This is a genomic window from Variovorax defluvii, from assembly GCF_039541515.1.
Classification (GTDB): domain Bacteria; phylum Pseudomonadota; class Gammaproteobacteria; order Burkholderiales; family Burkholderiaceae_C; genus Variovorax; species Variovorax defluvii.
This window is the reverse complement of record NZ_BAABGJ010000027.1, coordinates 26,328-51,506: the sequence shown is the minus strand read 5'-3', so window position 1 is coordinate 51,506 and position 25,179 is coordinate 26,328. Positions and strand designations below refer to the sequence as shown.

General features: G+C 66.8%; 26 protein-coding genes. 11 read left to right on the top strand and 15 right to left on the bottom strand.

The window, feature by feature from the left end; genetic code table 11:
• Positions 1-25: 25 nt before the first annotated feature.
• Positions 26-1,012 (top strand): Bug family tripartite tricarboxylate transporter substrate binding protein, encoded by a 987-nt coding sequence (locus ABEA07_RS13985; protein ID WP_345538560.1) that lies wholly within the window; start codon positions 26-28, stop codon positions 1,010-1,012.
• A 137-nt stretch (positions 1,013-1,149) separates the two neighbouring features.
• Entirely contained in the window at positions 1,150-1,824 is a 675-nt protein-coding gene (locus tag ABEA07_RS13980; protein WP_345538558.1) for a protein-L-isoaspartate(D-aspartate) O-methyltransferase, read from the top strand.
• Between the two features lie 6 nt (positions 1,825-1,830).
• Here the strand turns inward: ABEA07_RS13980 and ABEA07_RS13975 are convergent, their stop codons facing one another.
• From ABEA07_RS13975 to cyoA, 7 genes are all read right to left on the bottom strand, one after another.
• Positions 1,831-2,370 (bottom strand): response regulator transcription factor, encoded by a 540-nt coding sequence (locus tag ABEA07_RS13975; protein WP_345538556.1) that lies wholly within the window; start codon positions 2,368-2,370, stop codon positions 1,831-1,833.
• Positions 2,360-3,655 carry an ATP-binding protein gene (locus tag ABEA07_RS13970; RefSeq protein ID WP_345538555.1) on the bottom strand — a complete coding sequence of 432 codons (1,296 nt, stop codon included), beginning with the start codon at positions 3,653-3,655 and terminating at the stop codon, positions 2,360-2,362. The genes ABEA07_RS13975 and ABEA07_RS13970 overlap by 11 nt, the downstream gene beginning before the upstream one ends.
• The gene (locus tag ABEA07_RS13965) at positions 3,639-4,421 is read right to left on the bottom strand and encodes an SURF1 family protein (protein ID WP_345538554.1); all 783 of its coding nucleotides are present in this window, start codon (positions 4,419-4,421) and stop codon (positions 3,639-3,641) included. Before ABEA07_RS13965 ends, ABEA07_RS13970 begins: the two co-directional genes overlap by 17 nt.
• The gene (gene cyoD / locus ABEA07_RS13960) at positions 4,418-4,810 is read right to left on the bottom strand and encodes a cytochrome o ubiquinol oxidase subunit IV (RefSeq protein WP_345538552.1); all 393 of its coding nucleotides are present in this window, start codon (positions 4,808-4,810) and stop codon (positions 4,418-4,420) included. The genes ABEA07_RS13965 and cyoD overlap by 4 nt, the downstream gene beginning before the upstream one ends.
• Entirely contained in the window at positions 4,807-5,427 is a 621-nt protein-coding gene (gene cyoC, locus ABEA07_RS13955) for a cytochrome o ubiquinol oxidase subunit III (RefSeq protein WP_345538805.1), read from the bottom strand. Before cyoC ends, cyoD begins: the two co-directional genes overlap by 4 nt.
• A 176-nt stretch (positions 5,428-5,603) precedes the next feature.
• Positions 5,604-7,610 (bottom strand): cytochrome o ubiquinol oxidase subunit I, encoded by a 2,007-nt coding sequence (gene cyoB, locus ABEA07_RS13950; protein ID WP_345538550.1) that lies wholly within the window; start codon positions 7,608-7,610, stop codon positions 5,604-5,606.
• 66 nt (positions 7,611-7,676) lie between these two features.
• The gene (cyoA, locus tag ABEA07_RS13945) at positions 7,677-8,738 is read right to left on the bottom strand and encodes a ubiquinol oxidase subunit II (protein WP_345538549.1); all 1,062 of its coding nucleotides are present in this window, start codon (positions 8,736-8,738) and stop codon (positions 7,677-7,679) included.
• Between the two features lie 175 nt (positions 8,739-8,913).
• On the opposite strand from cyoA, the gene ABEA07_RS13940 reads away from it, so the two are divergent.
• Positions 8,914-10,248, top strand: coding sequence for an MFS transporter (locus ABEA07_RS13940; protein ID WP_345538547.1), 1,335 nt, complete (start codon positions 8,914-8,916; stop codon positions 10,246-10,248).
• A 50-nt stretch (positions 10,249-10,298) separates the two neighbouring features.
• A complete protein-coding gene (locus tag ABEA07_RS13935; protein ID WP_345538545.1) occupies positions 10,299-10,886 on the top strand; it encodes a 2'-5' RNA ligase family protein in 588 nt (195 codons plus the stop codon).
• A gap of 85 nt (positions 10,887-10,971) precedes the next feature.
• Here the strand turns inward: ABEA07_RS13935 and ABEA07_RS13930 are convergent, their stop codons facing one another.
• Positions 10,972-11,805: an alpha/beta hydrolase gene (locus ABEA07_RS13930; protein WP_345538543.1), complete on the bottom strand. Its 834-nt coding sequence runs from the start codon at positions 11,803-11,805 to the stop codon at positions 10,972-10,974.
• Positions 11,806-11,828: 23 nt separating this feature from the next.
• On the bottom strand, positions 11,829-12,401 hold the full coding sequence (locus tag ABEA07_RS13925; protein ID WP_345538541.1) for a DUF4124 domain-containing protein: 573 nt from the start codon (positions 12,399-12,401) through the stop codon (positions 11,829-11,831).
• Positions 12,402-12,574: 173 nt separating this feature from the next.
• Here ABEA07_RS13925 and ABEA07_RS13920 point away from each other — a divergent pair, with 173 nt between their 5' ends.
• The 5 genes from ABEA07_RS13920 (at position 12,575) to ABEA07_RS13900 (ending at position 16,767) form a co-directional block, all read left to right on the top strand.
• Positions 12,575-13,198: a paraquat-inducible protein A gene (locus ABEA07_RS13920; protein ID WP_345538539.1), complete on the top strand. Its 624-nt coding sequence runs from the start codon at positions 12,575-12,577 to the stop codon at positions 13,196-13,198.
• Positions 13,199-13,289: 91 nt separating this feature from the next.
• Positions 13,290-13,958, top strand: coding sequence for a paraquat-inducible protein A (locus ABEA07_RS13915; protein ID WP_345538538.1), 669 nt, complete (start codon positions 13,290-13,292; stop codon positions 13,956-13,958).
• Entirely contained in the window at positions 13,955-15,580 is a 1,626-nt protein-coding gene (locus ABEA07_RS13910) for a PqiB family protein (protein WP_345538537.1), read from the top strand. Before ABEA07_RS13915 ends, ABEA07_RS13910 begins: the two co-directional genes overlap by 4 nt.
• Positions 15,577-16,206, top strand: coding sequence for a PqiC family protein (locus ABEA07_RS13905; protein WP_345538536.1), 630 nt, complete (start codon positions 15,577-15,579; stop codon positions 16,204-16,206). Before ABEA07_RS13910 ends, ABEA07_RS13905 begins: the two co-directional genes overlap by 4 nt.
• A gap of 18 nt (positions 16,207-16,224) precedes the next feature.
• Complete coding sequence (locus ABEA07_RS13900; RefSeq protein ID WP_345538535.1) at positions 16,225-16,767, top strand: methylated-DNA--[protein]-cysteine S-methyltransferase; 543 nt, start codon at positions 16,225-16,227, stop codon at positions 16,765-16,767.
• Between the two features lie 41 nt (positions 16,768-16,808).
• On the opposite strand, the gene ABEA07_RS13895 is transcribed toward ABEA07_RS13900, so the two are convergent.
• From ABEA07_RS13895 to ABEA07_RS13885, 3 genes are all read right to left on the bottom strand, one after another.
• On the bottom strand, positions 16,809-17,840 hold the full coding sequence (locus ABEA07_RS13895; RefSeq protein ID WP_345538534.1) for an endonuclease/exonuclease/phosphatase family protein: 1,032 nt from the start codon (positions 17,838-17,840) through the stop codon (positions 16,809-16,811).
• Positions 17,841-18,071: 231 nt separating this feature from the next.
• The gene (locus ABEA07_RS13890; RefSeq protein WP_345538532.1) at positions 18,072-19,481 is read right to left on the bottom strand and encodes an MFS transporter; all 1,410 of its coding nucleotides are present in this window, start codon (positions 19,479-19,481) and stop codon (positions 18,072-18,074) included.
• Positions 19,478-20,023 (bottom strand): hypothetical protein, encoded by a 546-nt coding sequence (locus ABEA07_RS13885; protein ID WP_345538531.1) that lies wholly within the window; start codon positions 20,021-20,023, stop codon positions 19,478-19,480. Before ABEA07_RS13885 ends, ABEA07_RS13890 begins: the two co-directional genes overlap by 4 nt.
• A 146-nt stretch (positions 20,024-20,169) precedes the next feature.
• Here ABEA07_RS13885 and ABEA07_RS13880 point away from each other — a divergent pair, with 146 nt between their 5' ends.
• Complete coding sequence (locus tag ABEA07_RS13880; protein WP_345538530.1) at positions 20,170-21,069, top strand: LysR family transcriptional regulator; 900 nt, start codon at positions 20,170-20,172, stop codon at positions 21,067-21,069.
• 157 nt (positions 21,070-21,226) lie between these two features.
• Here ABEA07_RS13880 and ABEA07_RS13875 read toward each other — a convergent pair whose 3' ends face one another.
• Positions 21,227-22,621, bottom strand: a complete 1,395-nt coding sequence (locus ABEA07_RS13875; protein WP_345538529.1) for a hypothetical protein — start codon at positions 22,619-22,621, stop codon at positions 21,227-21,229.
• Between the two features lie 21 nt (positions 22,622-22,642).
• Positions 22,643-23,164 carry a hypothetical protein gene (locus ABEA07_RS13870; protein ID WP_345538528.1) on the bottom strand — a complete coding sequence of 174 codons (522 nt, stop codon included), beginning with the start codon at positions 23,162-23,164 and terminating at the stop codon, positions 22,643-22,645.
• Positions 23,165-23,494: 330 nt separating this feature from the next.
• On the opposite strand from ABEA07_RS13870, the gene ABEA07_RS13865 reads away from it, so the two are divergent.
• Positions 23,495-24,907, top strand: coding sequence for an MFS transporter (locus ABEA07_RS13865; protein WP_345538527.1), 1,413 nt, complete (start codon positions 23,495-23,497; stop codon positions 24,905-24,907).
• 10 nt (positions 24,908-24,917) lie between these two features.
• On the opposite strand, the gene ABEA07_RS13860 is transcribed toward ABEA07_RS13865, so the two are convergent.
• Positions 24,918-25,142 (bottom strand): hypothetical protein, encoded by a 225-nt coding sequence (locus tag ABEA07_RS13860; protein WP_345538526.1) that lies wholly within the window; start codon positions 25,140-25,142, stop codon positions 24,918-24,920.
• Positions 25,143-25,179: the final 37 nt, after the last annotated feature.

Here is a 25,179-nt window from a genome sequence, read left to right as displayed (position 1 = left end):
GCAGCACATCCACAAAGGAGACTTCATGTCCATCACTACTTGCGCGGCCCGAGCGCGTCGCTGCCTGTGCTTCCTGGCCCTGGCCCTCGCGGCGATTCCCCTCCTGGCCCAGCCGGCCGTCTATCCCTCGCGCGTGCTGACCTTCGTCGTGCCTTTCGCGGCCGGCAGCGCCACCGACCAGATCGCGCGTGCGATCGCGACCTCGATCACCGAACAGACCCGGCAGCCCGTGGTGGTCGACAACCGCGGCGGCGCCAGCGGCATGATCGCGGCGCAGCAGGTCGCGCGCGCGGCGGCGGACGGCTACACGGTGCTGATCACCACCAACACCACCCAGGCGGCGAACCCGCACCTGTTCAAGAAGCTTCCCTACGACCCGCAGGCGGACTTCACGCCCGTGACAGCGCTGGGACGGGGAGGGCAGGTCCTGGTGGTCCGAGCCGATGGGCCGCACAAGAGCGTCGCCGAGTTCCTGTCCGCGGCCCGGGCCCAGGCCGGCAAACTGAGCTTCGGCGCCGGCAATTCCTCGAGCCGGATCGCTGGCGAGATGCTGAAGCAGCTCAGCCATACCGACCTTCTGTACGTGCCCTACAAGAGCAATCCGAACGCGCTCACGGATTTGCTGGGCGGACAGATCGACGCGATGGTGATCGACACGGTCACCGGCCTGCCGCACATCGAGAGCGGAAAGCTCCGGCCGCTCGGCGCATCGACGGCAAGACGCCTGTCGCTGCTTCCCCAGGTGCCCACGCTCGACGAGGCGGGGGTGAAGGGTTACGACATCGGCTACTGGTTTGCTGCCTACGTCCCGGCGGCCACGCCGGCGCCGGTCGTCGTGAAGCTGCGCGAGCTGCTGGTGCATGCGACGGGCAGTCCGGCCGCCAGATCTTTCTACGCCTCCTCCGGCGTCGAGCCCTGGACGACCGGCTCCGCGGAGCTGGCGCAGTTCCAGGCGCGGGACTCGCAAAAGTGGGCGCGCGTGATCAAGGCGGCCGGCATCAGCCCGGAGTAGTCGCGGCGGCGTCGGCAGCGCCTGGGGCCGAGCAGGGCATCTGCACATCTGCACCTCTGAAGATGGCAATGCTTGACCCACGGCCGCACAGCAGGCGTACGATCCGAAGTTCGGCATCGCCCCCACGAGGAGGCACCATGAGCGACCCGGACTTCACGACCCTGCACCAGCGCATGATCGCGGAGATCGCCGCCAAGACGATCTTCTCGACCATGCACCTGGGCAAGGCAGCGCTGAACCCGCGCGTGATGGAGGCCCTGTCCAAGGTGCCGCGCCATGCTTTCGTCCCGATCGAGCTGCGGCCCTATGCCTACGTCGACACGCCGTTGCCCATCGGTTACGGCAAGACCATCTCTCAGCCTTTCATCGTGGCGGTCATGACCGACCTGCTGGACGTGCGGCCCACCGACACGGTGCTGGAAATCGGCACCGGCCTGGGCTACCAGTCGGCGATCCTCTCCGAGCTCGCCAAGCAGGTCTACAGCATCGAACTGATCGAGGAACTGGCGCGGCAGGCCCGGCAGCGGCTGGCGCGCCAGGGACATGCCAACGTCGAAGTCCGCATCGGCAACGGCTGCCAAGGCTGGCCCGAACATGCGCCCTTCGACCGGGTGATCGTCACGGCGGCCCCGGAGCTGATTCCGCCGGCGCTGATCTACCAGCTCAAGCCGGGCGGGCGGATGGTCATTCCGGCCGGGCTGCCGGAGTCGCAGCAATTGCTTCTGGTCCAGAAGGACGAGGAGGGCACCGTATCGACGCGGGAGATCTTCCAGGTCCTCTTCTCCCTGCTGGAAGAAGGGGAGCCGGACTGATCGGCCTTACTTCACCCGCTGCTTGACCAGCTTGCGCGCCAGCGTACGCCGGTGCATGCCCAGGCGCCGCGCGGTCTCGGAGATGTTGAAGCCGGTCTCGGCCAGGGTCTCGTGGATGCGCTCCCATTCCAGCGTCTTGATCGAAGTGGCGCGCTCGGTCAGCTCCACCTCGACGTCGCCCTCGGCGCGGCCGAAGGCGGCCTCGATGTCGTCGGTGTTGGAAGGCTTGGCCAGGTAGTGGCAGGCGCCCAGCTTGATGGCCTCCACCGCGGTCGCGATGCTGGCATAGCCGGTGAGCACGACGATGAGCATCTCCGCGTCGTGTGCATGCAGCAGCTGCACGCAGGCCAGGCCCGAGGCGCCGCCGGCGAGCTTGAGGTCCACCACGGCGTAGCCGGGCGAATGGGTCTTCAGCACTTCTTCCACCTGCTCGGCGCTGGCTGCCGACAGTACCTGGTAGCCGCGCCGTTCGAAGGAGCGGGCGAGGGTGCGGGCGAAGGCCGCATCGTCCTCGACGATCAGGAGCATGCGTTCTTCAGTGTCCATGGGCTGGCTCCTCTTCGACAGTGAGCGCCGAAAGCGGCAGGCGCAGGGTGACGGCGGCGCCGCCTTCGGGCCGGTTGCGGGCCGACACGCTGCCGCCCAGCGTGCGCGCGACGTTCATGACCAGGAACAGCCCCAGCCCGCCGCCCGGCCGGCCCTTGCTCGACTGGTAGGGCTTGCCCAGTTGCGCCAGCATCTCGGGCGCGAAGCCAGGGCCGGCGTCGGTGACGGTCAGGACGAGCTGGTCGTCCTCGCGCGATGCCGCCAGCCCCACCCAGCGCGGGGAGGCTTCCAGCGCGTTGTCCAGCACGTTGCAGAGGGTTTGTTTCAAGGCCGAATCCGACACGATGGGCACATCGTCGCCGAAGTCGTTGGCATAGGCCAGTGCCTGCACCGACCGGCTCTCGCGCCACTCGGCGACCAGCTCGTCGAGGAAGTCGCGCACCGTGGTGTGCACCGTCGCCTCGCCCCGTGCCTCTCCGGCCGACAGCAGGATGCCGGTGACGATGGTCTTGCAGCGGGCGACCTGGGCCTGCATCTCCTCGATCTCCTCGCGCAGCTCCAGGTCGGCGGCAAAGGGCTGCATGCGCTGCCAGTCGCCCAGGATCACCGACAGCGTGGCCAGGGGCGTGCCGAGCTCGTGCGCCGCGCCCGAGGCCAGCAGGCCCATGCGCACGATGTGCTCTTCCTCGGCGGCGCGCTGGCGCAGGGCGGCCAGCCGGGCGTCGCGTGCGCGCAGGTTGCGGTGGATGCGGGCCATGAAGACCGCCAGCAGCGCGGCATTGAGCACGAAGCAGATCAACAGGCCCTGCACGTAGGGGCTGGCGAGTCCGCGCCCGTTTTCCAGGGGCATCTCCAGCGGCCTGTGAAAGACGGTCAAGCCGACGAAGCAGCAGACCGTGACCGCGATCAGGATGCGCGTGTGGCGCGGCCCCAGCAGCACCGCCCCCAGGCAGACCTGCAGCAGGAACAGGAAGATGAAGGGATTGGTGACGCCCCCGCTCAGGTAGAGCTGCACCGTCAGCGTGCCGACGTCGGCCAGAAGCGCGACGAAGAGCTCCATGTCGGTCACGTCCTCGTGCCGGTCCCAGCGCCACAGGCTGACCAGGTTGAAGATGGTGAGGAAGCCCAGCGCGGCGAACATCTGCTCCAGCGGCAACCGGATGCCGAAGCCGAAATGCACCACGCCGATGGTCGCGACCTGGCCGACCACGGCGATCCAGCGCAGCTGGATCAGCTGCTGCATGTTTTTCAGGCCGGTGGCGTCGGCGTCAGGGCTCGGAGGCATCCCGGGATTGTCTTGCGGAGCGCAGCGTCCACCCGGTGGCGATGGCCACACCCAGGGCCAGCGCGAACCAGGTGAGGGCGTAGACCAGGTGGTGGTTGCGGAAGGCGATCACCGTCAGGCCCGTGGCTGGCCAACGCGGCTGCGCGCCCGGCGCGGGCTGGGCGGCCGGGGCGTCCTCGTCCACGAAGAAGGGGGCGGCGCCGGGCAGCCCGCGCGCCGCGGCAATGGCCTGCACGTCGCGAGAGAACCAGCGATCGCCCGCGGGATCGTTGCGGCGCAGGAAGCCGCCGCCGGGCTCGCTCATGCGCAGCAGGCCGCTCAGTTGCACCTCGCCGGCGGGCTCGTTGGCGCTGCGGCTGGCGCGCTCGCGCCGATCTGCCGGTACGAAGCCGCGGTTGACCAGGACGATCGTGCCCTGCGCCGTGCGCATCGGTGTCAGGACCCAGTGGCCCGGTCCAAGCACGGTGGAGGCCTGCACCAGCGTCTCGCGATCGTGCAGGAAGGTGCCCGACAGGCGCACGTGCCTGTATTCGTCGCTGGCCGCGCTGACTTGCGGCCATCGCGCAGGTGGTGGAATGTCCACCGGCGCCGCGTGCACGCGCGTCTCGACGCGCTCGATCAGGGCCAGTTTCCACGCGCGCCGTTCCAGTTGCCATACGCCCAGAGCGGCGAACAGCGCGAAAAGCAGAACGCCGGCGAAGGCGAGCAGCGCCAGCACCAGCGTGGAATGCGCTCTCCGCGCGGTGTCGGAGGGCGTTCCGTTCAAGGCATGTTGCGCATCTCGTGCATGGATGCCGGCATCATGTTGTGGTTGAGGTGGAACATCACCCACAGCGAGCCGCTCAGCGTGATCACCACCAGCACGATGGTGAAGATCAGCGCCAGCATGTTCCATCCGCCCTCGGACCGCGAGTTCAGGTGCAGGAAGTAGATCATGTGGACCACGATCTGCACCGCCGCGAAGGCGAGGATCACGAAGGAGGTGGTGCTCGGGCTCTGGATGACCTTGCCCATCACCAGCCAGAAGGGGATGGCGGTGAGAATGACCGACAGGATGAAGCCCGTGACGTAGCCCTTCAGGCTGATGTGCAGGCCGTGGTCGTCATCCTCGTGGTCGCCGTGGCCGTGGCCGTCGTGTGCGTGCGGAGCGCTCATTTCAGGGTCCCCATCAGGTAGACGAAGGTGAAGACGCCGATCCAGACGACGTCCAGGAAGTGCCAGAACATCGACAGGCACATCAGCCGCCGCCGGTTCTCCGGGATCAGACCGTGCTTGCCGACCTGGATCATCAGCGTGACGAGCCAGATGATGCCGAAGCTGACGTGCAGACCGTGCGTGCCCACCAGCGTGAAGAAGGAGGACAGGAAGGCGCTGCGCTGCGGGCCCGCGCCCTCGTGGATCATGTGCGCGAACTCGTAGAGCTCGATGCCGATGAAGCCCGCGCCCAGCAGCCCGGTGATGGCCAGCCAGACCAGCACGCCGCCGGTGCGCTTCTTCAGCATCTGCAGCATCGCGAAGCCGTAGGTGATGGACGACAGCAGCAGCAGGGAGGTGTTGAGTGCCACCAGCGGCAGGTCGAACAGGTCGGCGCCCGAGGGGCCGGCTGCGTAGCTTCGGCCCAGCACGCCGTACATCGCGAACAGGCAGGCGAACACCAGGCAGTCGCTCATCAGGTAGAGCCAGAAGCCCAGCAGCGTGCCGTTCTGCGGATGATGGTCCCCGGTCACGATGAACTGGGGGCGCTCGGTGGACGGCGCCGCACCGATGTGCATGCCGTGAGCAGAAGAAGCAATGGTGTTCATATCAATAACTCCGCACGCAAGCCACGAACTCGCGCACGCTCGGCGGGGAACACCGCGGAACCGGCTTTGCCGGGCCGCTGGTGTTGCCCCCGGTGAGGGGGTTGGCGGACCACACGAAGTGGGGGAGCCTGGGGGAGAGTGTTACCTCAGGCATGAGCGGCGGCCAGGAGTCGGGTGCGCTCGGCTTCCGTGCGGACGACGTCGTCCGCAGCGATGTAGTAGTCGCGCTTGTAGTTGAAGGTGTGGACGATGGTGGCGAGGATCAGCGCCGCGAAGGACACACCCGCGATCAGCCACATGTGCCAGATCAGGGCGAAGCCGCAGACGGCGCTGATCATGGCCAGCACGAAGCCGGCGGCCGTGTTCTTCGGCATGTGGATCGCCGAGAAGCCGGCGTTCGGCCGCTCGAAGCCGCGTTCCTTCATGTCCCACCACGCGTCGTTGTCATGCACCTGCGGCGTGAAGGCGAAGTTGTAGTCCGGCGGCGGCGAGGAGGTGGACCACTCCAGCGTGCGGCCGCCCCACGGATCGCCCGTGGTGTCGCGCAGCGAGGCGCGGCGCTTGAAGCTCACGAACAGCTGGATCAGGAAGCTCGCGATGCCCAGTGCGATCAGTACCGCGCCGAAGGCGGCGATCTGGAACCAGATCTGCAGCGACGGGTCCTCGAAGTGGTTCATGCGCCGCGTCACGCCCATCAGGCCCAGCACGTACAGCGGCATGAAGGCAAAGTAGAAGCCGGTCAGCCAGAACCAGAAGGAGCACTTGCCCCAGAAGGGATCGAGCTTGTAGCCGAACACCTTCGGGTACCAGTAGGTGATGGCGGCGAACACGCCGAATACCACGCCGCCGATGATCACGTTGTGGAAGTGCGCGATCAGGAACAGGCTGTTGTGCAGCACGAAGTCCGCCGGCGGCACCGCCAGCAGCACGCCCGTCATGCCGCCGATCACGAAGGTGACCATGAAGCCGACCGTCCACAGCATCGGCACCTCGAACTTGATGCGCCCGTGGTACATGGTGAACAGCCAGTTGAAGATCTTCGCCCCTGTCGGGATCGAGATGATCATCGTCGTGATGCCGAAGAAGGAGTTCACGCTCGCGCCCGAGCCCATGGTGAAAAAGTGGTGCAGCCACACCAGGTACGACAGGATCGTGATCACCACCGTCGCGTACACCATGGAGGCGTAGCCGAACAGGCGCTTGCGGCTGAAGGTGGAGACGATCTCGGAGAAGGCGCCGAACACCGGCAGGATGAGGATGTACACCTCCGGATGGCCCCAGATCCAGATGAGGTTGACGTACATCATCGGATTGCCGCCGAGCTCGTTGGTGAAGAAGTTCGTCCCGACGTAGCGGTCCATCGACAGCAGCGCCAGCACGGCCGTCAGAACCGGGAAGGCGGCCACGATCAGCACGTTGGTGCACAGCGATGTCCACGTGAAGACCGGCATCTTCATCATCGTCATGCCGGGCGCGCGCATCTTCACGATGGTCGCGATCAGGTTCACCCCTGACAGCAAGGTGCCCACCCCCGCGATCTGCAAGGACCATATGTAGTAGTCCACCCCCACGTCCGGGCTGTAGAGGATGCCCGACAGGGGCGGATAGGCCAGCCAGCCGGTCTTGGCGTACTCGCCGACGAACAGCGAGGCCATGGTCAGCGCCGCGCCGGCCGCGGTCATCCAGAAGCTGAAGTTGTTCAGGAAGGGGAAGGCCACGTCGCGCGCGCCGATCTGCAGCGGCACCACGTAGTTCATGAGCCCGGTGACCAGCGGCATCGCCACGAAGAAGATCATGATCACGCCGTGCGCCGTGAAGATCTGGTCGTAGTGGTGTGGCGGCAGGTAGCCCATGTTGTCGCCAAAGGCCATTGCCTGCTGCAGGCGCATCATGATCGCGTCGGCGAAGCCGCGCAGCAGCATGATGATGCCCAGCACGATGTACATCACGCCGATCTTCTTGTGGTCGATGCTGGTGACCCAGTTGCGCCAGAAGGGGCCCCAGGCGCGGTAGTAGGTCATCGCGCCGACCAGTGCCAGGCCGCCCAGCACGACGGCGAGGAAAGTCGCCACCAGGATGGGCTCGTGGTAAGGGATGGCCTCCCAGGTGAGGCGACCGAAGATGAGCTTGGTCAGTTCTGGATGATCGGGCATCGTGCGTCTCGCGTACCTAAGCTGCGTGAGTGAGGCGCCGCGCCGGGCCGCGCCTCGAACAAGGGGTTACTGGAAGGTGGTGCCGGCAGGCCGGGGCGCGCCGGTCGGGTTGTCGGCGGTGCAGATCTCGGCTGCCACGGTGCGCATGGGCAGGCCCTGCTCGCCGCGCGGCACCTCGGTCAGCGCCAGGGGCGACAGGCCGGCCTTGCCGGCGCCGCCGGTGGCGTCCACCGCCATCATGTGGCGCATGCACATCTTCCCGGGCTCGACACAGCGGTTGAGGATGGCGTCGTACAGGCCCGGCGCCACGCTGGCCCAGCGCCGCACCGGCTCGCGCTCGCTGGGCTTCTCCAGCTGCAGGTAGTCGGAGCGGCTCAGCGTCTTGCCCTCGGCCTTGGCCTGCCGGACCCAGCGATCGAAGTCGGCGTCCGCGAGACCGTGGAACTTGAAGCGCATGCCGGAGAAACCCGCGCCGCTGTAATTGGCCGAGAAGCCCTCGTACACGCCGGGCTGGTTGATGACCGCGTGCAGCTTGGTCTCCATGCCCGGCATGGCGTAGATCATCCCCGCCAGGGCCGGCACGTAGAAGGAGTTCATGACCGAGGAAGCCGTGATCTTGAACTGGATCGGCCTGTCCACCGGCGCCGCCAGCTCGTTCACCGTGGCGATGCCCTGCTGCGGGTAGAAGAACAGCCACTTCCAGTCCAGCGCCACCACCTCGACCACCAGCGGCTGCGTGTTTTCCGGCACCGCGCGCCCCTCGGCGATGCGGCTGAGCGGGCGATACGGATCCAGGGTGTGGGTGCTGATCCAGGTCAGCGCGCCCAGCGCGATGATGATCAGCAGCGGCGCCGCCCAGATCACCAGTTCCAGCTGCGTCGAATGGTCCCAGTCCGGCTTGTAGGTCGCCTCGGTGTTCGACTGACGGTAGCGCCATGCGAACAGCAGCGTCAGCACGATCACCGGGACGATGATCAGCAGCATCAGCAAGGTGGAGATCACGATCAGCCGCCCCTGCTGGGCGGCGATGTCCCCGGAGGGATTGAGCACCACCATGTTGCAGCCGGCCAACAGCAGCAGAGGGAGGAGCAGGGCCGACCGGCGAAAGAGCTTCTGGAGGAGTGGCATGCCTGGAGCGGAAAGAAAACGGACACCGCGGGAAAACGCGGATGGCGGACGGGCGCAGAATGTATCCCCATCGAGGACGATTGGCGATTGGACGTTTTGTCCTATGGCGCAAATCTGCATCTGATGCGACCCTGAGAGATCTTTGCAAGGCTCCCTGAAACCCCGAAGCACCGCGATGTCCAGCCTCAGTCACGCCCCTTCCGAACCATCGTCCGACACCCTCGAGAGGGATGCCCGCCTCACCACGGCCGACCATTCGGTGGCTCCCGGCGAGATCGCCGTCGGTGTCGTGATCGGGCGCGCTTCCGAATATTTCGACTTCTTCGTCTACGGCATCGCTTCGGTGCTGGTCTTCCCGGCGCTGTTCTTTCCCTTCGAGCAGCGGCTGGAGGGCACACTGTACGCCTTCGTCATCTTCTCGTTCGCATTTATCGCCCGACCCATCGGCACGGTCATTTCCATGGCGATCCAGCGGCGCTGGGGCCGCGCCACCAAGCTGACGATCGCCCTGTTCCTGCTGGGCACCTCGACGGTGGGCATCGCCTTCCTGCCGGGCTACGAAAGCGCGGGCATGCTGTCCATCATCCTGCTGTCGGTCCTGCGCGTCGGCCAGGGGCTGGCGCTGGGCGGTTCCTGGGACGGCCTGCCCTCGGTGCTGGCCATGAACGCACCGCCGAACCGCCGCGGCTGGTACTCCATGCTGGGACAGCTCGGCGCGCCGGTAGGCTTCATCGTGGCCAGCGGCCTGTTCGCCTTCCTGTACGCCAGCCTGCCCCTGGACGACTTCCTTTCGTGGGGCTGGCGCTATGCCTTCTTCGTGGCCTTCGCGATCAACGTGGTGGCGCTTTTCTCGCGGCTGCGGCTCGTGGTGACGCACGAGTACGAACAGCTCATGGAAGTCGGCGAACTCGAACCCACCCGCGTGCGCGAGCTGGTGCGTGCGCAGGGCGGCAACCTGCTGATCGGTGCCTTCGCCGCGCTGGCGAGCTTCGCGCTGTTCCACCTGGTGACGGTGTTCCCGCTGTCGTGGATCCGCCTTTACTCCGACCAGTCCATCACCGGCTTCCTGGTGCTGCAGATCTTCGGGGGCTTCCTGGCCGCGGGCGCCATGGTGATTTCGGGCGTGATCGCCGATCGCATCGGCCGGCGCCGCACCCTGGGCACCATGGCTGTGCTGGTGGCGGTGTTCAGCGGCTTCGCGCCCACCTTGCTGGACGGCGGCACGCTGGGACAGGACGTCTTCGTGTTGATCGGCTTCGTGCTGCTGGGCCTGTCCTACGGCCAGGCCTCGGGCACCGTGACCTCCAACTTCGAGCGCCACTACCGCTACACCGGCGCCGCGCTCACGACCGACCTGGCCTGGCTGATCGGCGCGGCCTTCGCGCCGCTCGTGGCGCTGGGCCTCTCGGCCCACTTCGGGCTGGCCTACGTCAGCGTCTACCTGCTGTCGGGCGCGGCCTGCACCCTGGCGGCGCTGAGCATCAACCGGGCGCTGGAGTCGCGCGACTAGGGCTGTCCAAAGGCGCGGCCAGCCGCTGCAGCACGGGGCGTGGCTTTCACATGGGCGCAGAGCTTCCCCAGGCAGGCGTCGCCCGGCGCACGGCCGGCACCGACCGGCTGTTCTTCGCGCTGCGGCCGGACGCCGCCGCCATCGTCCGCATCGAGCGGCTGATCGGTCGATTGAGGCAGGACCCGGGGCTCACGGGAAAGCCGCTCGGCGCCGAGCGCTTCCACGTGACCCTCCGCGTCCTTGGGGACTTTCCCTTCTTGCCGCAGCAGGTGATCGACGCGGCCTGCGCCGCGGCGCAGCCCTTGACCGTCATGCCCGCTTTCCGGGTCGGCTTCGAGCGCGTGGGGAGCATCGCCCGGCGTCCGCGCAATATGCCGCTGGTGCTGCTGGGTGAGGCGGCGACGGTCTCGTTGAAGGCCTTCCAGGCCTCGCTCGACCATGCCATGGACCGGGCCGGCGTGCCCGGCGTGGGGTACCCGCACTACACGCCGCACCTGACCCTGCTGTACACCGACCGGTACCTCGCGCCGTGCCCGGTCGAGCCGATCGGCTGGACGGCGCATGACTTCGTGCTCGTGCGCAGCCTGATCGGGCGGGGCCGGCACGAGGTTCTGGCGCGCTGGGCGCTGCGCGCCTGAGCGCCTGGCCCGGTCGCGCCGCCGGGCGCAGGCGCCGAGGAGCGACGCGGCGCATTCCCTGGTGAACGGGAGGCCGGCTCGACGGTCAAGCCGCCTTCGGCTCCGGCAACACCGAGGTCAGCGCGAAATCGACCAGCCGCAGCCAGGTCTCTTCGGTTCTCATGATGTCGTGATGGTCCGACCCGGCGATGGTCTGCACGCTGACCGGCGTGGGCCACGCATCGATCAGCTTGTGCGAGCGCTCGTGCGGGACCACGTCGTCGCGCTCCGCCAGCAGGACCTGGGTCTTCGCCGCGACTTCCTTGCAGTGCGATAGCGAGTCGAAGCGGTGGCGCAGCAACAGCGACATCGGCACCAACGGGAAGCGCCGCTTCGCCACCTCCAGCAAGGTGTCGTAGGGCGTGATCAGCTGCAGGCTGGCGAACTCCTGCCGCGCCACGAGCTGGATGGCCACGCCCGTGCCCAGGCTGCGGCCGACCACATGAAGGCGCGTCTGCGGGAAGGCGCGCCGCAGATGGCGGGCGAGTTGCCCCGCATCCTGCACAGAGGCCAGCTCGGAGGGGTGGCCCTCGGAGTCGGCCACACCCCGGTAGTTGATCGCCGCGAAGCCGAAGCCCTCAGGCAGCCAGTGCAGCGCCTTGGCCGTGGCGCGCACGTCCTCGCCGCGGCCGGCGAAGTAGATGAACAGGTCCTGCAAGGCCTCCTCGCCGCGCGGGTGGTACACATAGCCGCGCACCAGGCCGCCCGGCACCGTGTGGGAATAGGTGGAGAAGTCTTCCGACAGATGGACCACCGGCAGCTTGCCCGCCTTGAACAGAATGTGACCCTGGCGCGTCGCGAGAAGGGCCCAGTAGGCGGCGATGCCGCCGATGGCGGCTGCCGACGCGGAGAGTGCAATGCGGAAGGCTCTGGATGGCAAGCGGTGTACTCCGGACAGGTGGCTCAGCGACAGAGCGTGGTCGTGCCCACCGGCCGGCAGGTCTTGCCGTCGATGCTTTGGTAGCGGTCGAGCTGGCCTGAGCGGTTGTAGTGATTGCCCCGTGTGTCCCGGCACCCTGTGCCGTCGCACGATTGGATGCGCGGGCGCATGTCGCGCGCCCGCGCGGGGGGCGCATGGACGCCGGGGTCCAGGTAGCCGTCGTCGATCACCCGGCTGTCGTCGCGGCCGGCGATGGCGTCACCCGCGCCGGCGCCCGGGCTCCGACCGTCGATGATGATCGGACCGGAGGACGTCTGCGGCGCGGGTACGCTCGGCGCTGCTGTCGCTTCGCGGCGCTGCGCGTCAGCGCGCGCGCGGGCGGCCGCCTCGGCGTCCTGCGCCTGGCGTTGCCGGTCGGCCTCGCTCAAGGGGGGTGGTTCCTGGATCGACACGCGGCCCACCTGCTTCGTGCCCGGCGGACACTGGCTGTCCGTATAGCTCACGCTGCCGCCGGTGTCGGTGCAGCGGATCACCTCGGCGGCGGCCGGCAGGGGTGCCAGCAGGGCGACGACGGCGAAGGCAAGAAGGGGGCGCATGGGATCCATTGTGCTCCGCACTTCCGGGCCCGACGTTGCCGCGGGCGATCGGCACTGCGGCGCTGGAAGTGGGCGCGGCGGCAGTGGTCACGCACGACTGGGACTTCTCATGCCTGACGGGCTTGCGAGTGATTCTGGGCGACAGCACAAGTCGAGGACAATAGGCCCCGTTCATGAAGGAAGTCCCCGAAGCCATCGTCTGCGAAGGCTGCGACGCGATCTACCACCGCCGCCAGCTGCGCCGGCGCGAGGTTTCGCACTGCAGGCGCTGCGGCACCGAACTCGACCGCCATGCCGGCGACCAGGCCGCGCGCGTGCTGCCGCTCACCGTCGCCTGCCTGATCCTGTTCGCCATCGCCAACCTGTTCCCCATCGTCGAGATCGAGCTGCAGGGCCTGAGCAGCGAGACCACGCTGGCCGGCGCGGTGATGGTGCTTGCGGGCGAGGGCATGTCGCCGGTGGCGCTGCTGGTGCTGGCCACCACCATCCTGTTCCCGCTGGTGCAGCTGTGCATCCTGCTGTACCTGCTGCTGCCGATGCAGCGGGAGCGGCGGCCGGCCGGTTTCGACGTCCTGGTGCGGCTGCTGCAGATGCTGGAGCCTTGGGGAATGATCGAGGTCTTCCTGCTGGGCGTGCTGGTCGCGATCGTCAAGCTGTCCAGCATGGCGCAGGTGATCGCCGGGCCGGCGCTCTGGGCCTTCATGGCGCTGACGGTGTTGTTGACCGCGGTGCTGGCCTTCAGCCCGCGCACCTTCTGGGAAATGGCCTTCGAGCCGCGGCCGGGGCAGCAGGCATGAGCGCGGCCCGGCGGCCCGAAGGCGCTCGCCCCCTCCGTCAGGAGGGGGTGCGCGAAGTACACGAAGCGACGAGGCCGGGGGAGGCAGTTCGATGACGGAGCCGGTGCGCACCGCCGCCGAGCTCGGCCTGCGGGCCTGCCCGCATTGCGGCACCGTCTGGCAAGGCGCGGAGGAGGGCGAGCCCTGCGCCCGCTGCGGCACCCGCCTGCATCGCCGCAAGCCGCACAGCCTGCAGCGCACCTGGGCCTACCTGATCGCGGCATGCATCCTCTACGTGCCGGCCAACATGCTGCCGGTGATGCTCACCAAGAGCCTGCTGGGCTCGCAGGAAGACACCATCCTCAGCGGCGTGATCTTCTTCTGGGTCTCGGGCTCCTACGGGCTGGCGGCGATCATCTTCGTCGCCAGCTTCCTGGTGCCGCTGTTCAAGCTCACGGCGCTGGTGTTGCTGGCGGTGACGGCGCAGCGCCACAGCGACTGGCAGCAACTGGAGCGCGCGAAGCTCTATCGCATCCTGGAAATCATCGGCCGCTGGTCCATGCTCGACGTCTTCGTGGTCTCGCTGCTGGCCGGGCTGGTGCGCATCCAGGGCTTTGCCGAGATCACTGCCGGCGTCGGCATCGCGGCCTTCGGCGCGGTGGTGGTGCTGACCATGCTGGCCTCGCTGAGCTTCGACCCCCGCCTGACCTGGGACAGCCGCGACGTGATGGAAGACAAGGAGCCCGACCCCCGCATGACGAGCAAGGAACGTACTGCATGAGCGACCCACAGCAAGACAAGCGCCCCCTGGCCGAGCCGAGGGTCGTGAGGCGCCGCAACTGGCTGCCCTCGCTGATCTGGCTGATCCCCATCGTGGCGGCGCTGGTCGGCGTCGCGCTGGTGGCGCGCATCCTGGTCGAGCGTGGGCCCGAGGTGGTGCTGACCTTCCAGTCTGCCGAGGGCCTGGAGGCCGGCAAGACCGCGGTCAAGTACAAGGACGTGCAGATCGGCACCGTGCAGACGATCCGCCTGGCCACCGACCGCTCGCACGTGCGGGTGCTGGTGCAACTCAGGAAGGAGGCCAAGAGCTTCACCGCCAAGGACACCCGCTTCTGGGTGGTGCGCCCGCGGCTGGACACCTCGGGCATCTCGGGCCTGAGCACCTTGCTCTCGGGCGCCTACATCGGCGCCGACGCCGGCACCTCCGAGGAGACGGCGGGCGAATTCACCGGCCTGGAGGTCCCGCCCATCGTCACGCGCGACGCCTCGGGCCGGCAGTTCCTGCTGCGCGCGCGCGACGTCGGCTCGCTGGACATCGGCTCGCCGGTCTACTTCCGCCGCATCAAGGTCGGGCAGATCGCGGCCTACGAGCTCGACGGCGACGGACGCGGCGTGACCTTGCGCGTGTTCATCAACACACCCTACGAGAAATTCGTCGGCGTCAACACCCGCTTCTGGCATGCCAGCGGACTCGACGTGCAACTCGGCGCCAGCGGCGTGAAGCTGCGCACCCAGTCGCTGGCCACCATCCTCCTCGGCGGCATCGCCTTCGCGGCGCCCGAGGACGTGATGGGCCCGGCGGCGCAGGAGAACACGGTGTTCGCCCTGGCCGACGACGAGATCACGGCCATGAAGGAGCCGGACGGCCCCGCCCAGACGCTTCTGCTGTATTTCAACCAGTCGCTGCGCGGACTCTCGCCGGGTGCGGTGGTGGATTTCCGCGGCGTGGAGATCGGCGAGGTCAAGTCCATCGGCGCCGAGTTCGACAGCCAGGCGCGCGAGTTCCGCATGCCGGTGCTGGTCCAGGTCTACCCCGACCGGCTGCGCCGCAACGCCGACGGCCAGCGGGAGTCGCGCTACACCCAGCTGGAGCGCCTGCGCTTCCTGGTCGACCGGGGCCTGCGGGCCCAGCTGCGCACCGGCAACCTGCTGACCGGCCAGAACTACGTCGCGCTGGACTTCTTCCCCAAGGCGCCGCCGGTGAAGGTCGACATCGAGCGCAACCCGATCGAGCTGCCCACCATGCCGAACAGCCTGGACGAGATCCAGGCCCAGGTCGGCGAGATCGCGCGCAAGCTCAACCGGGTGCCTTTCGAGGAGATCGGCCGCGACCTGCGCAAGACCCTGGCGACACTGGACAGGACACTGGGCAGCGCCGAGCAGCTCGCCGCCAGCCTGAAGAACGACGTCAGCCCCGAAATGGCCGCCGCCATGAAGGACGTGCGCAAGACCTTGAGCACCGCGGAGAAGACGCTGGCCGACGACTCCCCCCTGCAGCAGGACATGCGCCAGACCCTGCAGGAAGTGACGCGCGCGGCGAACTCGCTGCGCATCCTGACCGATTACCTCGAGCGGCATCCCGAATCGCTGATCCGCGGCAAACCGGAGGACAAGAAGAAATGAGAACCCCCTCGTCGCGGACCGCCGGCCTCGCGGCCCTCGCGGCCTTTCTCGTGCTGGCGGGCTGCGCCTCGAGCAGCGCACCGCAGTTCTACAGCCTGGCCGAGCCCGAGGCGGCGCCGCGCACCGCGGCCGTCGGCGCCGCCGGCGGCTACATCGAGCTGGCGCCGCTGGCCCTGCCGGAACGCCTGGCACGGCCGCAGCTCGTGGTGCGGCTGAAGGGCGCCGAGGGGCCGCAGGTCGACGTGCTGGAGCAGCACCGCTGGGCCTCGTCCTTCGACAACGAGCTGCGCGACGCGCTGGCCAGCGGCATCGCGCAGCGCCTTGGCGCGGTCGATGTCACCAAGAGCGGTCGCCCGCGCGGCCAGCCGGTGTTGCGCATCGCCGTGCAAGTACAGCAGCTCGACGCGATCGAGGGCAGCCGGGTCGACGCCGGCTTCAGCTGGACCCTGCGCCGCACGGAAGAGGGTGCTTCGCTGGGCTGCCAGCTGTTCGTCTCCGAGCCGGCGTCCGGCGGCATCGACGCACTGGCGCTGGGCACCCGGCGCGCCGCCGCGCGGCTGGCCGATGCCGTCGCGCACAGCATCAAGGCGCAGCAGGCCGGCGCGGCCAGTCCTTGCGGCGCATAGACGAGAGAGGGCGCTCCGATGGCCGAGGGCTTCGCGCTGTTCGACACCGCCATCGGGCCCTGCGGCATCGCATGGAGCGTCCGCGGCATCGTCGGCGTGCAACTGCCTGAAGGCGGGGAGGGCGCCACCCGCGCGCGAATGCGCCGACGCTTTCCGCGGCTGACGGAGTCCACGCCACCCGCCAATGTGCAGGCGGCCTGCCACGGCATTCGGGCCCTGCTCGACGGCGAGCCGCGTGAGCTGGCCGAGATCGCGCTCGACTACGAAGGCGTCTCCGACTTCCACCGCCGCGTCTACGAGATCGCGCGCCGCATCGCACCCGGCCACACCCGCACCTACGGCGAGATCGCGGCGCAGCTCGGCGACAAGGGCCTGTCGCGCGCTGTCGGCCAGGCCCTGGGTCACAACCCCTTCGCGCCGGTGGTGCCCTGCCATCGCGTGCTGGCCGCGGGTGGCAGGCCCGGCGGCTTCTCGGCCCATGGCGGCGCGGCGTCGAAACTCAGGATGCTGATGATCGAAGGCGCCCGCCCGCCCGCGGGCGGCACGGAGCCCCTCTTCTGAAGGCCTGATGGCGCGCGCTGCGGCTGCGGCACACCACCCGGCTACCGCCTCATCGGTTTGTGCTTGAAGACGGCGCGGATCACGCCGTGGTCGTTGGTCCCGTCGGCCTTGTGGTCGTCGAAGTCGAGGTGATCGTTGTTCACGATCAACCCGTCGAAGAGCCAGCGACGCCGGCGGCTGTTGTCGTAGAACTGCTCGCTCACCAGGATGTGGTCCAGCGATTCGCGGAAGTCCTGGTGCACGTGGGTGTAGTACACGTCTCGTGTGTCCCGGTATTCCTGCAGGGTTTGCGCGGTGTACAGCGCCACGTCGCCGCCGCCTACCGACTCGCCGACCAGGTACCGGGGCTGCCCGGTGAGCACGTTGGCCGTGTTGCTGTGCTGGCCGTCGTTGATATCGCCGAGCACGATCACCGGCGTGTCGTTGCCCTTCATCTGCTCGGTCAGCAAGAAGCGCAGCGCGGCCGCCTCGGCGGTGCGCCGGATCGTCGAGAGCGCGCCGCCCAGCGCGCTCGCATGCTTGCCGTAGGCGGTCTTGTCCGCCTTGAACCAGGGTTCGTTGAACACCTGGGTCGGCGCCTTGGACTTGAAGTGGCACACGTACACATGAACGTCCGGCTCGTCCTCGCGCGGCCTGACCGTGAAGTGGCATACCGGCCTGGAGAAGCCGCTGATGCCCACGTCGATCATCGGCGTCTGCGGGTCATCCCCGCTGGAATGGAGGTTGAACTTCCTGGGAAAGGCGCTGATCCAGTTCGGCGTGCTGCTGAGCAGGCCCTTGCGGACGATCGCGGCGCAGACGATGTGCGAGCCGTCTGCATCGGACGGCACGAGCAGGTCATACTCCTGCGACAGGCCTGCTTCGTCGAGCACCCTGGCGAGAGACGCCGCATGCCACAGCTCCTGAAAGCCGACGATCTCGGCCTTCAGGATGCGCAACTGCCGCACCGTCCAGGCGATCTTCAGGGTGTACTCCGCCTGCGTCCAACCATTCCTGTCCGAGTAGAGCGGCAAGCCCGGCTCGTTGAGGTTGTAGAGATTGAACGTGGCGAGGCTCAGTTCGTTGAGCTTCATGGGGCATACCTCCGCTGACGTGGTGATGTGAATGGGTTCGACTCGCCCGCCCCTCATGAAACTCAAATGACACTCATCGACATGCATGCGAACGGCGCGGCGCATTGGATGGCCTCTGGGAAGTCTGCGCAACTACCAACATTGGTAGGTTGACGGAACCAGGATCATCAATACGCACGCGGAAAACGTCGCTGAGCCATGCGGCATGCAACCCACACCGTCATGAGCAGGCTATTCGCTTGTCGGGTCGGAGCAGCCCCCAGTGCGCATCAAGCTGATCACCGCCGCGATCGACGTCAGCGCCGCAGCAATGCCAAGACTGAGCTTCGGAGCCATATCCGCCGTCACGGCACCGAAAAGCAAACTGGCGATCACGCTGCCTGCGGTCTGTCCCATCAACCTGGCCGTGCCCTGCATCCCCCCTGCAGCGCCACTGCGGTGCAATGGTGCGGAGAGCAACATGTTTCTGTTGTTAGGTACCTGAAAGAGCCCGAAGCCGAGACCGCAAACCACTGTCATCGCCACAAGCAAGTGCGCTTGACCCTCCCATCGCAGGAGCGCGGCGGCGGCCAGCCCGACTGTGAGCAACGCTGCCCCCGTGACGCAAAGCCATGCGCTCGAAACCCGGTCGGACAGGCGCCCCGCCAGAGGAGCCGCGACCGCAACAGTCAACGGCCAGGGCGTCAGATAGAGACCGGTCATCAAGGCGCTTTGCCCCAGGCTGTGCTGGAGGTAGAAAGGCAGCGCCATGAGGCCGGCCGTGGTGCCCGCGAAGCAACTGACGGAGGCGAGCACCGAGATGCGGAACGGCCGAGATCGCAGCAGGTCAAGCGGGACGAGAGGCGACTTCTTCGGCAGTTCGCGCCGGACCAGGACGGCCAGACCGGACGCGGCCGCGACGATCATGACAGCTGCGAGCACAGGCGCGTGCAGCAGCAACTCTGCGCCGATGACCAGCGACGCAAGACTGCCGGCATTCAAGGCCGCGCTGAAGCGGTCCAACCGCTGCCCGGAACCGTTGCCCACGGGCAGCGCGCGCGCGGCCCACAAAACCGCGGCTCCCAACGGCAGGTTCAATGCAAACAGCCAGTGCCAGCTCCATCCCGTCAAGATCAATGCACCGATCGTCGGACCCGCGGCAGACGACAGTGCGACCGCCAATGCGTTCCAGCCGATGGCAGCGCCGAGTCGGTGATGCGGCACCACCGCGCGCAGCAGTGCGATCCCGAGTGCCATGACCGCGGAGCCGCCGAGGCCCTGGACAAAACGCGCAGCCACGAGCCACTGAAGCGATGGTGCACACGCGCACAGGGCGGATGCCACGGCGAACAGTGCGACGCCGAACGTGAACACCCGGCGATGCCCCAGGTGATCTCCCCATGCCGCGCAGGGCAGCAGCCCCATCACCAATGCCGCCTGGTAGGCAGTCACGACCCAGACCGCCTTCGACGGGGACACCTGCATGGCACCCGAGATCGTCGGAAGCGCGACGTTGGCGATCCCTGCGTCCAGCACCACGAGCACCATGGACGCGAGTACCGCCGCAATTGCTGCGCGAGGCTCGCCCCCTTTCGACGCAGCAGGAATCGCACACTCTTGAAGCGTCCCGACGCCGGCCGCCTCTGTCTGCACTTTCATCATGGCGCTCCGAGCGTCCACACGCCGTTCTGCGCGACGAACCTCGCCACACGATGTTCAACCTTGTCTTCCTTCTTCAAGTCGCGTTCCGTGAAGCGGTACAGGAGTGCCGGGCCCACCATGCAGCGCGTGTCGTGGATGTCGCCCGGCAGATAGACCTGAACCTGCCCCGGTCGAAGCAGGGTCGAGTCCCTTCTGACGAGCCGGACACTGCCGTCCGGCTCGTCGATGCGCGCATAGGTCCTCATCTCGATCTCGCCTCGCTGGACGGCGTACATGACCCATCCTCGCCCGTGATCGTGCGGCGGCCTGAAGAGCCCGGCAGGCTCGGTGTGCGCAAGCAGCACGAAGCCATGCTCGGGATCGCGATAGAGCTCCTTGTTGGCGGGCGCTTCGTCGTGCAGCCCGGCGAGCCATTCCTCTGTGACGGGCGCCTTCAACAGGTTCTCCAGGTGCCGCTTGCATCCGGAAATCACTTCGTCGCTCAGAGGCCCCCACACCGATCTGATTCCTGCGATCGATGCATCAAACGTAGCGCTTCCCATCACCTTTCTCCTTCGTTCCGCCCGAAAGACGTTCGAGCACGTGACAGGAATGCTATGGACAGCGTCGCGCTTGCGGAAGGCGCTGCATCTGCAACATATACGTGCGTCCGGCGCCATGCGTGTCCAGGGCGTGATACGGTCTGCGGATGGCCATACCCGACTTGAACCTGCTCGTGACGCTTGACGTCCTGCTGACCGAAAGCAGCGTTGCACGTGCGGGCCGTCGGCTGCATTTGAGCCCGTCGGGGATGAGTCGCGCACTTGCTCGCCTGCGCGAAGTGACCGGTGATCCTCTGTTGGTCAGAGCCGGGCGAGACCTCGTGCCCACACCCCTTGCGCTGGAGTTGCGGGAGCGGGTCAGGCAACTCGTTCAGGATGCCGAGGCCGTACTGCGTCCCGCAAGAGCCTTGAATCCAGCCCAGATCGAACGCACGTTCACTTTGCGCACCAGCGAGGGGTTCGTCGAGACCTTCGGACCTCGCCTGCTCCAGCGGGTCGACGAAGAAGCACCCGGTGTCCGGCTACGGTTCATGCAAAAGACCGACAGGGAAAGCACTTCGCTGCGCGACGGAACGGTGGATCTGGAAACCGGCGTGATCGGGACTGCAACCAGCCCGGAGGTGCGAGCACAGGCGCTGTTCCGGGATCGGTTCATCGGCGTCGTCCACCTCGGGCATCCCCTCGCGAAGGGAGAGATCACGCCGAGCCGCTTCGCCGAAGGTCGACATGTCGTCGTCTCGCGCGGTGGGTTCGACAAAGGCCCCATTGATGAGGCACTGCAGCGCCTCGGCCTGGAGCGGCAGATCGCGACGGTCGTCGGTGGCTTCGCTTCGGCGTTGGGGCTCGCTCGAACCTGCGGCTTCGTCGCTTCTGTTCCCGACCATCACACGGCTGGCCTCCGCGAGGGGATGTTCAGTTTCGAGCTGCCATTCCCCGGACCGGAAGTCACGGTTTCCATGCTTTGGCACCCGCGAATGGAGGGCGACCTTGCTCATCGATGGCTGCGCAAGCTCGTACGAGACAGCTGCAGGGGCAGCGTTCAGTAGCGGGAGGCGCGGCGCGCGGCTGCGAGCTCGTTGGTTCAAAGCCGGCATCGCGCGCTGCGAAACCGCACCGCGTCGTGCCCAGGCGGGCGCATGGCCCTTCGGTTCACTTCAGCTCCCGGCCGGGCGCCGCGAATTCGCCCAGGTCAGCCCGGCGTTGCTACACCAACTCGTTCAGGACATGCAGCACAGCGAGCGCCAGCATCCCCACCATCGGCTGGTCGCGGAACGCCATTGCAGTCAGCGCCAAAGCCAACATCTCCGGGGTGGCGCCCACCACCACCAAACCAGCCAGGCACGCGAGGGTCAGCGGCGAACTGACGAGCGCGAGTGCCGCAGACGCCGCGGGAGGCGGGAGCTTCTGCAACAGAACAGCGAACTGGTCTTCGAATGAGGCGTGAAGTGTTGAAGCCAGGTTTTGCCAATCTGCCAAGGTGAGATTGGAAATCGCGTTCGACACGTTGGGGCATGAGAACTCAGCGCTGAAACCCTTGGAGGTGTGTTGCCAAAGGCCGGGATATTTGACTCCAATGTTTCGTGCGAAATTAAGTATCGAAGAAACAAAACTGTCGTCAAGCTGCTCAGCGGCGGACACATTTAGACATCTGGTGTCAAAGCTGCTGATTTCCGCGATGAATCCTGGGGTGTCGATCTCCGGGACAGTCGGGGCACCCGGGCTCTGGGGTTGAGGTGCATATTTCACAATGCTGCCCGCAACGAGGCCAGTGAATGTTGAAATAATAAGGCCGATGACAATCGTCGATAACTTGTTTTTGCAAATCCATTTCTTCGTGTCCTCGGCAACTTCGGACGGAGAGCGGCGCGGAATTTTGTCAATGCAGGGCTCCTCCTCATTGCCGTTGGGGATCACGTAGACACCATCAAATCGCCGTGGCACTCCATCTACGCTATCTGTAAATTTCATGTACGGAAATTTTTCGGCCAGCAGCTCCTTGTGGGGCAATTCAGCTTTCCATGAATTAAATTGTTGCTGGGGGTCCATCACAGCGTATGCAGCCGCTTCGGCCTGGTTCTTATCGCGGCGGTAGATGGGCTCGGCGACGTAGGTTTCATCGACAAAGCAGACGAGTTCTTTCCCGTTGTAAACATGGATGGGGGGCTTATGGTGGATGATGTGCACTGGGCCGTCATCAGTCAACATCCGTAGCCCCACTTGCTTGGGAATCAAAGCAAAATGACCGGCACATTTTGCTTGCCCGCTGTCATTGCGACCGATAAGGGGGTGGTAAATCGTGTCATCGTCGCCGGTGCGGGTCCCGATCTGGGCGGCAAACTCAGCGGCGCCCACCATTCGTTCCATCACGGCTTCCTGGAACTCCGTCGCGTTCAGTTTTATTTCGATATCTTCGACCTCGGGCTTTGTTACTTTGACTTGTTGACCGTGTTCATTTGTTTTCGTGATTCTTCTCGCCGGTTTCCCCGTGAGGACGTTCAGGTCCTGACCGGCTGGATCAATGTCGAATTTTTCCGTCGTGATGAATTGACCCTTCGTATGAGGCATCCGTGTGAATGTGCGATTTCCGATGAACTGCATGATTTCGAGAAAGTGGGTGTCTTAGAGATTGCGGCGAAGAACATCTGCCTTGGCAGCTGCCATGGATTGGATGTCGCCGTCCTGCGGACGGGAGCGCGCGAGGTCGACGGCCCGGTCGAAAGCTGCGACCGCCTCCTGAGGCATCTGCAGTGCGGCAAGGCATTCACCTGTTCGAAGCAAAGGTGCCGGCGTCGGCAACTCGCCCTCCAGCTCCGTGCATTGAACGAATGCGGCCAATGCAAGTCCCGGCTGGTCGAGCCTCTGCAGACAGGAACCCAGCAAGAAGGCTGCGCTGGGTTCCCGGTGGTCCTGTACGAACAGCTGCAGAGACAGCGGTAAGGCAGATCGAAAGTCTCCCTGTTCGCAGAGCTGTTCCACTTCGGAACTGAGCTTGCTCAGATCGAAATCCATGGAGGACGAAGGCGTGTCGGCGGTGACAAGCAGATCATTTCGCGCCGTGGCGAGGCCACGTGCGAAATTCGCGAATAGCGCCTGGAAAACGGGGGGACTTTCCGGCTGGGGAGGTGAATGCTGGTTGCTCATGTCGTATCAGGCGTGTTGAGACCTAGCTACGTAACTCTCCCGCGGGAAAGGTTCGAACTTCCGTGGATGCTCCTGCGCTGCTTCCACCGGGCAATTACGATGCGAAAGGCCGGCCACGACGGTGAGCCATCTTCTTGTCGGCGGTGTTCTGCCACCGTCGATCTCCATGCATGGCTGGCACAGCAGAGCGCATGGCGCGCACACGCGCCCATCGCCACCTTGATCAAAATCGACCCATGGCTCCTCTCTCCTTCCTTTCGAACGCAGTGAATGTCTTCTCACCGGCGCGGCGCACACGCATGCCGCACACCCATGCGGCCCGCTGAGCCGATGCGGCACTCCCAGGCCGCCATTGCCGACGGGCTGCCATCGCCGCAGCGTGGCTGGGCGATGCTGGTCATCATTCTCGGCATCACGGTCGCGGTGCTGGACGGCACCATCGTCAACCTCGCACTGCCGGGCATCGCACGCGAGCTCCGCGCCGATCCGGCCCATGCGATCTGGGTGGTCAACGCCTATCAGATCGCGACGCTGGTCATGCTGCTGCCGCTGGCGTCGCTGGGCGACCTGATCGGCTACCGTCGGGTATACCTGGTCGGCATGTCTCTGTTCGCGCTGGCCTCACTGGCCGCGATGCTGGCCGACTCGCTGACCACCCTCATTGCCGCGCGCGCCCTGCAGGGCCTGGGCGCGGCCGGGCTGATGAGCGTCAACACCGCGCTGGTGCGGCTGGTCTATCCCCGTGCCCAGCTGGGCCGCGGCATGGCGATCAACTCGATGGTGGTCGCCAGCGCCTCGGTCGCCGGCCCCTCGGTGGCGGCGGCCATTCTCTCGGTGGCCTCCTGGCCCTGGCTGTTCGCGCTCAACCTGCCGCTGGGCGTGCTGGTGGTGGCGCTCGGGGCGCGGGCGCTGCCGGCGCCGCGCGGGGTGGCGGCCGAGGGCGCGCGCTTTTCGTGGGTCGACGTGCTGCTCAACGTGGCGATGTTCGCCCTGGTCTTCGTCGGCGCCGATCGCCTCGGCGTGCGCGACGGGTCGGGGCAGGGCGCCCAATCCGGTGCCTGGGTGCTGCTGGCGGCCGGCGTGGCGGTGGGCTTCGTCTACCTGCGGCGGCAGCGGACGCTGGCGCTGCCCCTGTTTCCGGTGGACCTGCTGCGCATTCCGGTGTTCGCGCTGTCGATGGGGACCTCGGTGGGCGCCTTCTGTGCGCAGATGCTGTCCTTCATCGCGCTGCCTTTCCTGCTGCTCGACATCTACGGGCGCACGCACGTGGAGGCCGGCTTGCTGATCACCGCCTGGCCGCTGGCCATCGTGGTGATGGCACCGATCGCAGGGCGCCTGATCGGCCGCTACCCGGACGGCTGGCTCGGGGGCATCGGCCTGAGCCTGCTGTCGCTCGGACTGGTGCTTCTGGCGACGCTGCCCGCGCAGCCGTCCAACGCGGACATCGTCTGGCGCATGGCCTTGTGCGGTCTGGGCTTCGGGCTGTTCCAGTCGCCCAACAACCACACGATCGTGACCTCGCCACCGCCGCATCGCAGCGGCGCGGCGAGCGGCATGCTCGGCACGGCGCGGCTCACCGGCCAGACGCTGGGCGCCGTGCTGCTGGCCGGCATCTTCAGTGCCTGGGCGCCGCGCGACGGGCGCGGCCCCTTCATCGCGCTGGGCCTGGCCGCGGCCTGCGCGGCCGTGGCGGCGGTGTGCAGCACGCTGCGGGTGCGGCAGGCGAGCGGGCAAGCGGTGTAGGGAACGAGCGTCAGCGCGTCTTCGTGCGTCGCAGCGGCGAGCGGCTTGCCATCCGCTTGGGTGACAGTTTCGGGTCCGGCAGTAACGACAAGGGGCCGAATGCGGTCTCCAGGAACTCGGCCTTGCGCTCGATGCGAAGAAAGGAATTGCGGCCGCGACGTCGGCGCGGCTCCTGTGGTTCCAGCACTTCCAGGTCCTGTCCCTCTCGGCTTGTCGAAGATGAAGAGTTCGCCATCGGCTTTCCATTGTCGAAGGGGGATCGGGCTGCCTTC

Excerpts from the sequence above, each read along its gene's own strand:
- ABEA07_RS13985 (WP_345538560.1), top strand. The coding sequence starts at position 26 with ATGTCCATCACTACTTGCGCGGCCCGAGCGCGTCGCTGCCTGTGCTTC.
- ABEA07_RS13980 (WP_345538558.1), top strand. The coding sequence starts at position 1,150 with ATGAGCGACCCGGACTTCACGACCCTGCACCAGCGCATGATCGCGGAG.
- ABEA07_RS13975 (WP_345538556.1), bottom strand. The coding sequence starts at position 2,370 with ATGGACACTGAAGAACGCATGCTCCTGATCGTCGAGGACGATGCGGCC.
- ABEA07_RS13970 (WP_345538555.1), bottom strand. The coding sequence starts at position 3,655 with ATGCCTCCGAGCCCTGACGCCGACGCCACCGGCCTGAAAAACATGCAG.
- cyoD (WP_345538552.1), bottom strand. The coding sequence starts at position 4,810 with ATGAGCGCTCCGCACGCACACGACGGCCACGGCCACGGCGACCACGAG.
- cyoC (WP_345538805.1), bottom strand. The coding sequence starts at position 5,427 with ATGCACATCGGTGCGGCGCCGTCCACCGAGCGCCCCCAGTTCATCGTG.
- cyoB (WP_345538550.1), bottom strand. The coding sequence starts at position 7,610 with ATGCCCGATCATCCAGAACTGACCAAGCTCATCTTCGGTCGCCTCACC.
- cyoA (WP_345538549.1), bottom strand. The coding sequence starts at position 8,738 with ATGCCACTCCTCCAGAAGCTCTTTCGCCGGTCGGCCCTGCTCCTCCCT.
- ABEA07_RS13940 (WP_345538547.1), top strand. The coding sequence starts at position 8,914 with ATGTCCAGCCTCAGTCACGCCCCTTCCGAACCATCGTCCGACACCCTC.
- ABEA07_RS13935 (WP_345538545.1), top strand. The coding sequence starts at position 10,299 with ATGGGCGCAGAGCTTCCCCAGGCAGGCGTCGCCCGGCGCACGGCCGGC.
- ABEA07_RS13925 (WP_345538541.1), bottom strand. The coding sequence starts at position 12,401 with ATGCGCCCCCTTCTTGCCTTCGCCGTCGTCGCCCTGCTGGCACCCCTG.
- ABEA07_RS13920 (WP_345538539.1), top strand. The coding sequence starts at position 12,575 with ATGAAGGAAGTCCCCGAAGCCATCGTCTGCGAAGGCTGCGACGCGATC.
- ABEA07_RS13915 (WP_345538538.1), top strand. The coding sequence starts at position 13,290 with ATGACGGAGCCGGTGCGCACCGCCGCCGAGCTCGGCCTGCGGGCCTGC.
- ABEA07_RS13910 (WP_345538537.1), top strand. The coding sequence starts at position 13,955 with ATGAGCGACCCACAGCAAGACAAGCGCCCCCTGGCCGAGCCGAGGGTC.
- ABEA07_RS13905 (WP_345538536.1), top strand. The coding sequence starts at position 15,577 with ATGAGAACCCCCTCGTCGCGGACCGCCGGCCTCGCGGCCCTCGCGGCC.
- ABEA07_RS13900 (WP_345538535.1), top strand. The coding sequence starts at position 16,225 with ATGGCCGAGGGCTTCGCGCTGTTCGACACCGCCATCGGGCCCTGCGGC.
- ABEA07_RS13895 (WP_345538534.1), bottom strand. The coding sequence starts at position 17,840 with ATGAAGCTCAACGAACTGAGCCTCGCCACGTTCAATCTCTACAACCTC.
- ABEA07_RS13890 (WP_345538532.1), bottom strand. The coding sequence starts at position 19,481 with ATGATGAAAGTGCAGACAGAGGCGGCCGGCGTCGGGACGCTTCAAGAG.
- ABEA07_RS13885 (WP_345538531.1), bottom strand. The coding sequence starts at position 20,023 with ATGGGAAGCGCTACGTTTGATGCATCGATCGCAGGAATCAGATCGGTG.
- ABEA07_RS13880 (WP_345538530.1), top strand. The coding sequence starts at position 20,170 with ATGGCCATACCCGACTTGAACCTGCTCGTGACGCTTGACGTCCTGCTG.
- ABEA07_RS13875 (WP_345538529.1), bottom strand. The coding sequence starts at position 22,621 with ATGCAGTTCATCGGAAATCGCACATTCACACGGATGCCTCATACGAAG.
- ABEA07_RS13870 (WP_345538528.1), bottom strand. The coding sequence starts at position 23,164 with ATGAGCAACCAGCATTCACCTCCCCAGCCGGAAAGTCCCCCCGTTTTC.
- ABEA07_RS13865 (WP_345538527.1), top strand. The coding sequence starts at position 23,495 with ATGCGGCACTCCCAGGCCGCCATTGCCGACGGGCTGCCATCGCCGCAG.
- ABEA07_RS13860 (WP_345538526.1), bottom strand. The coding sequence starts at position 25,142 with ATGGCGAACTCTTCATCTTCGACAAGCCGAGAGGGACAGGACCTGGAA.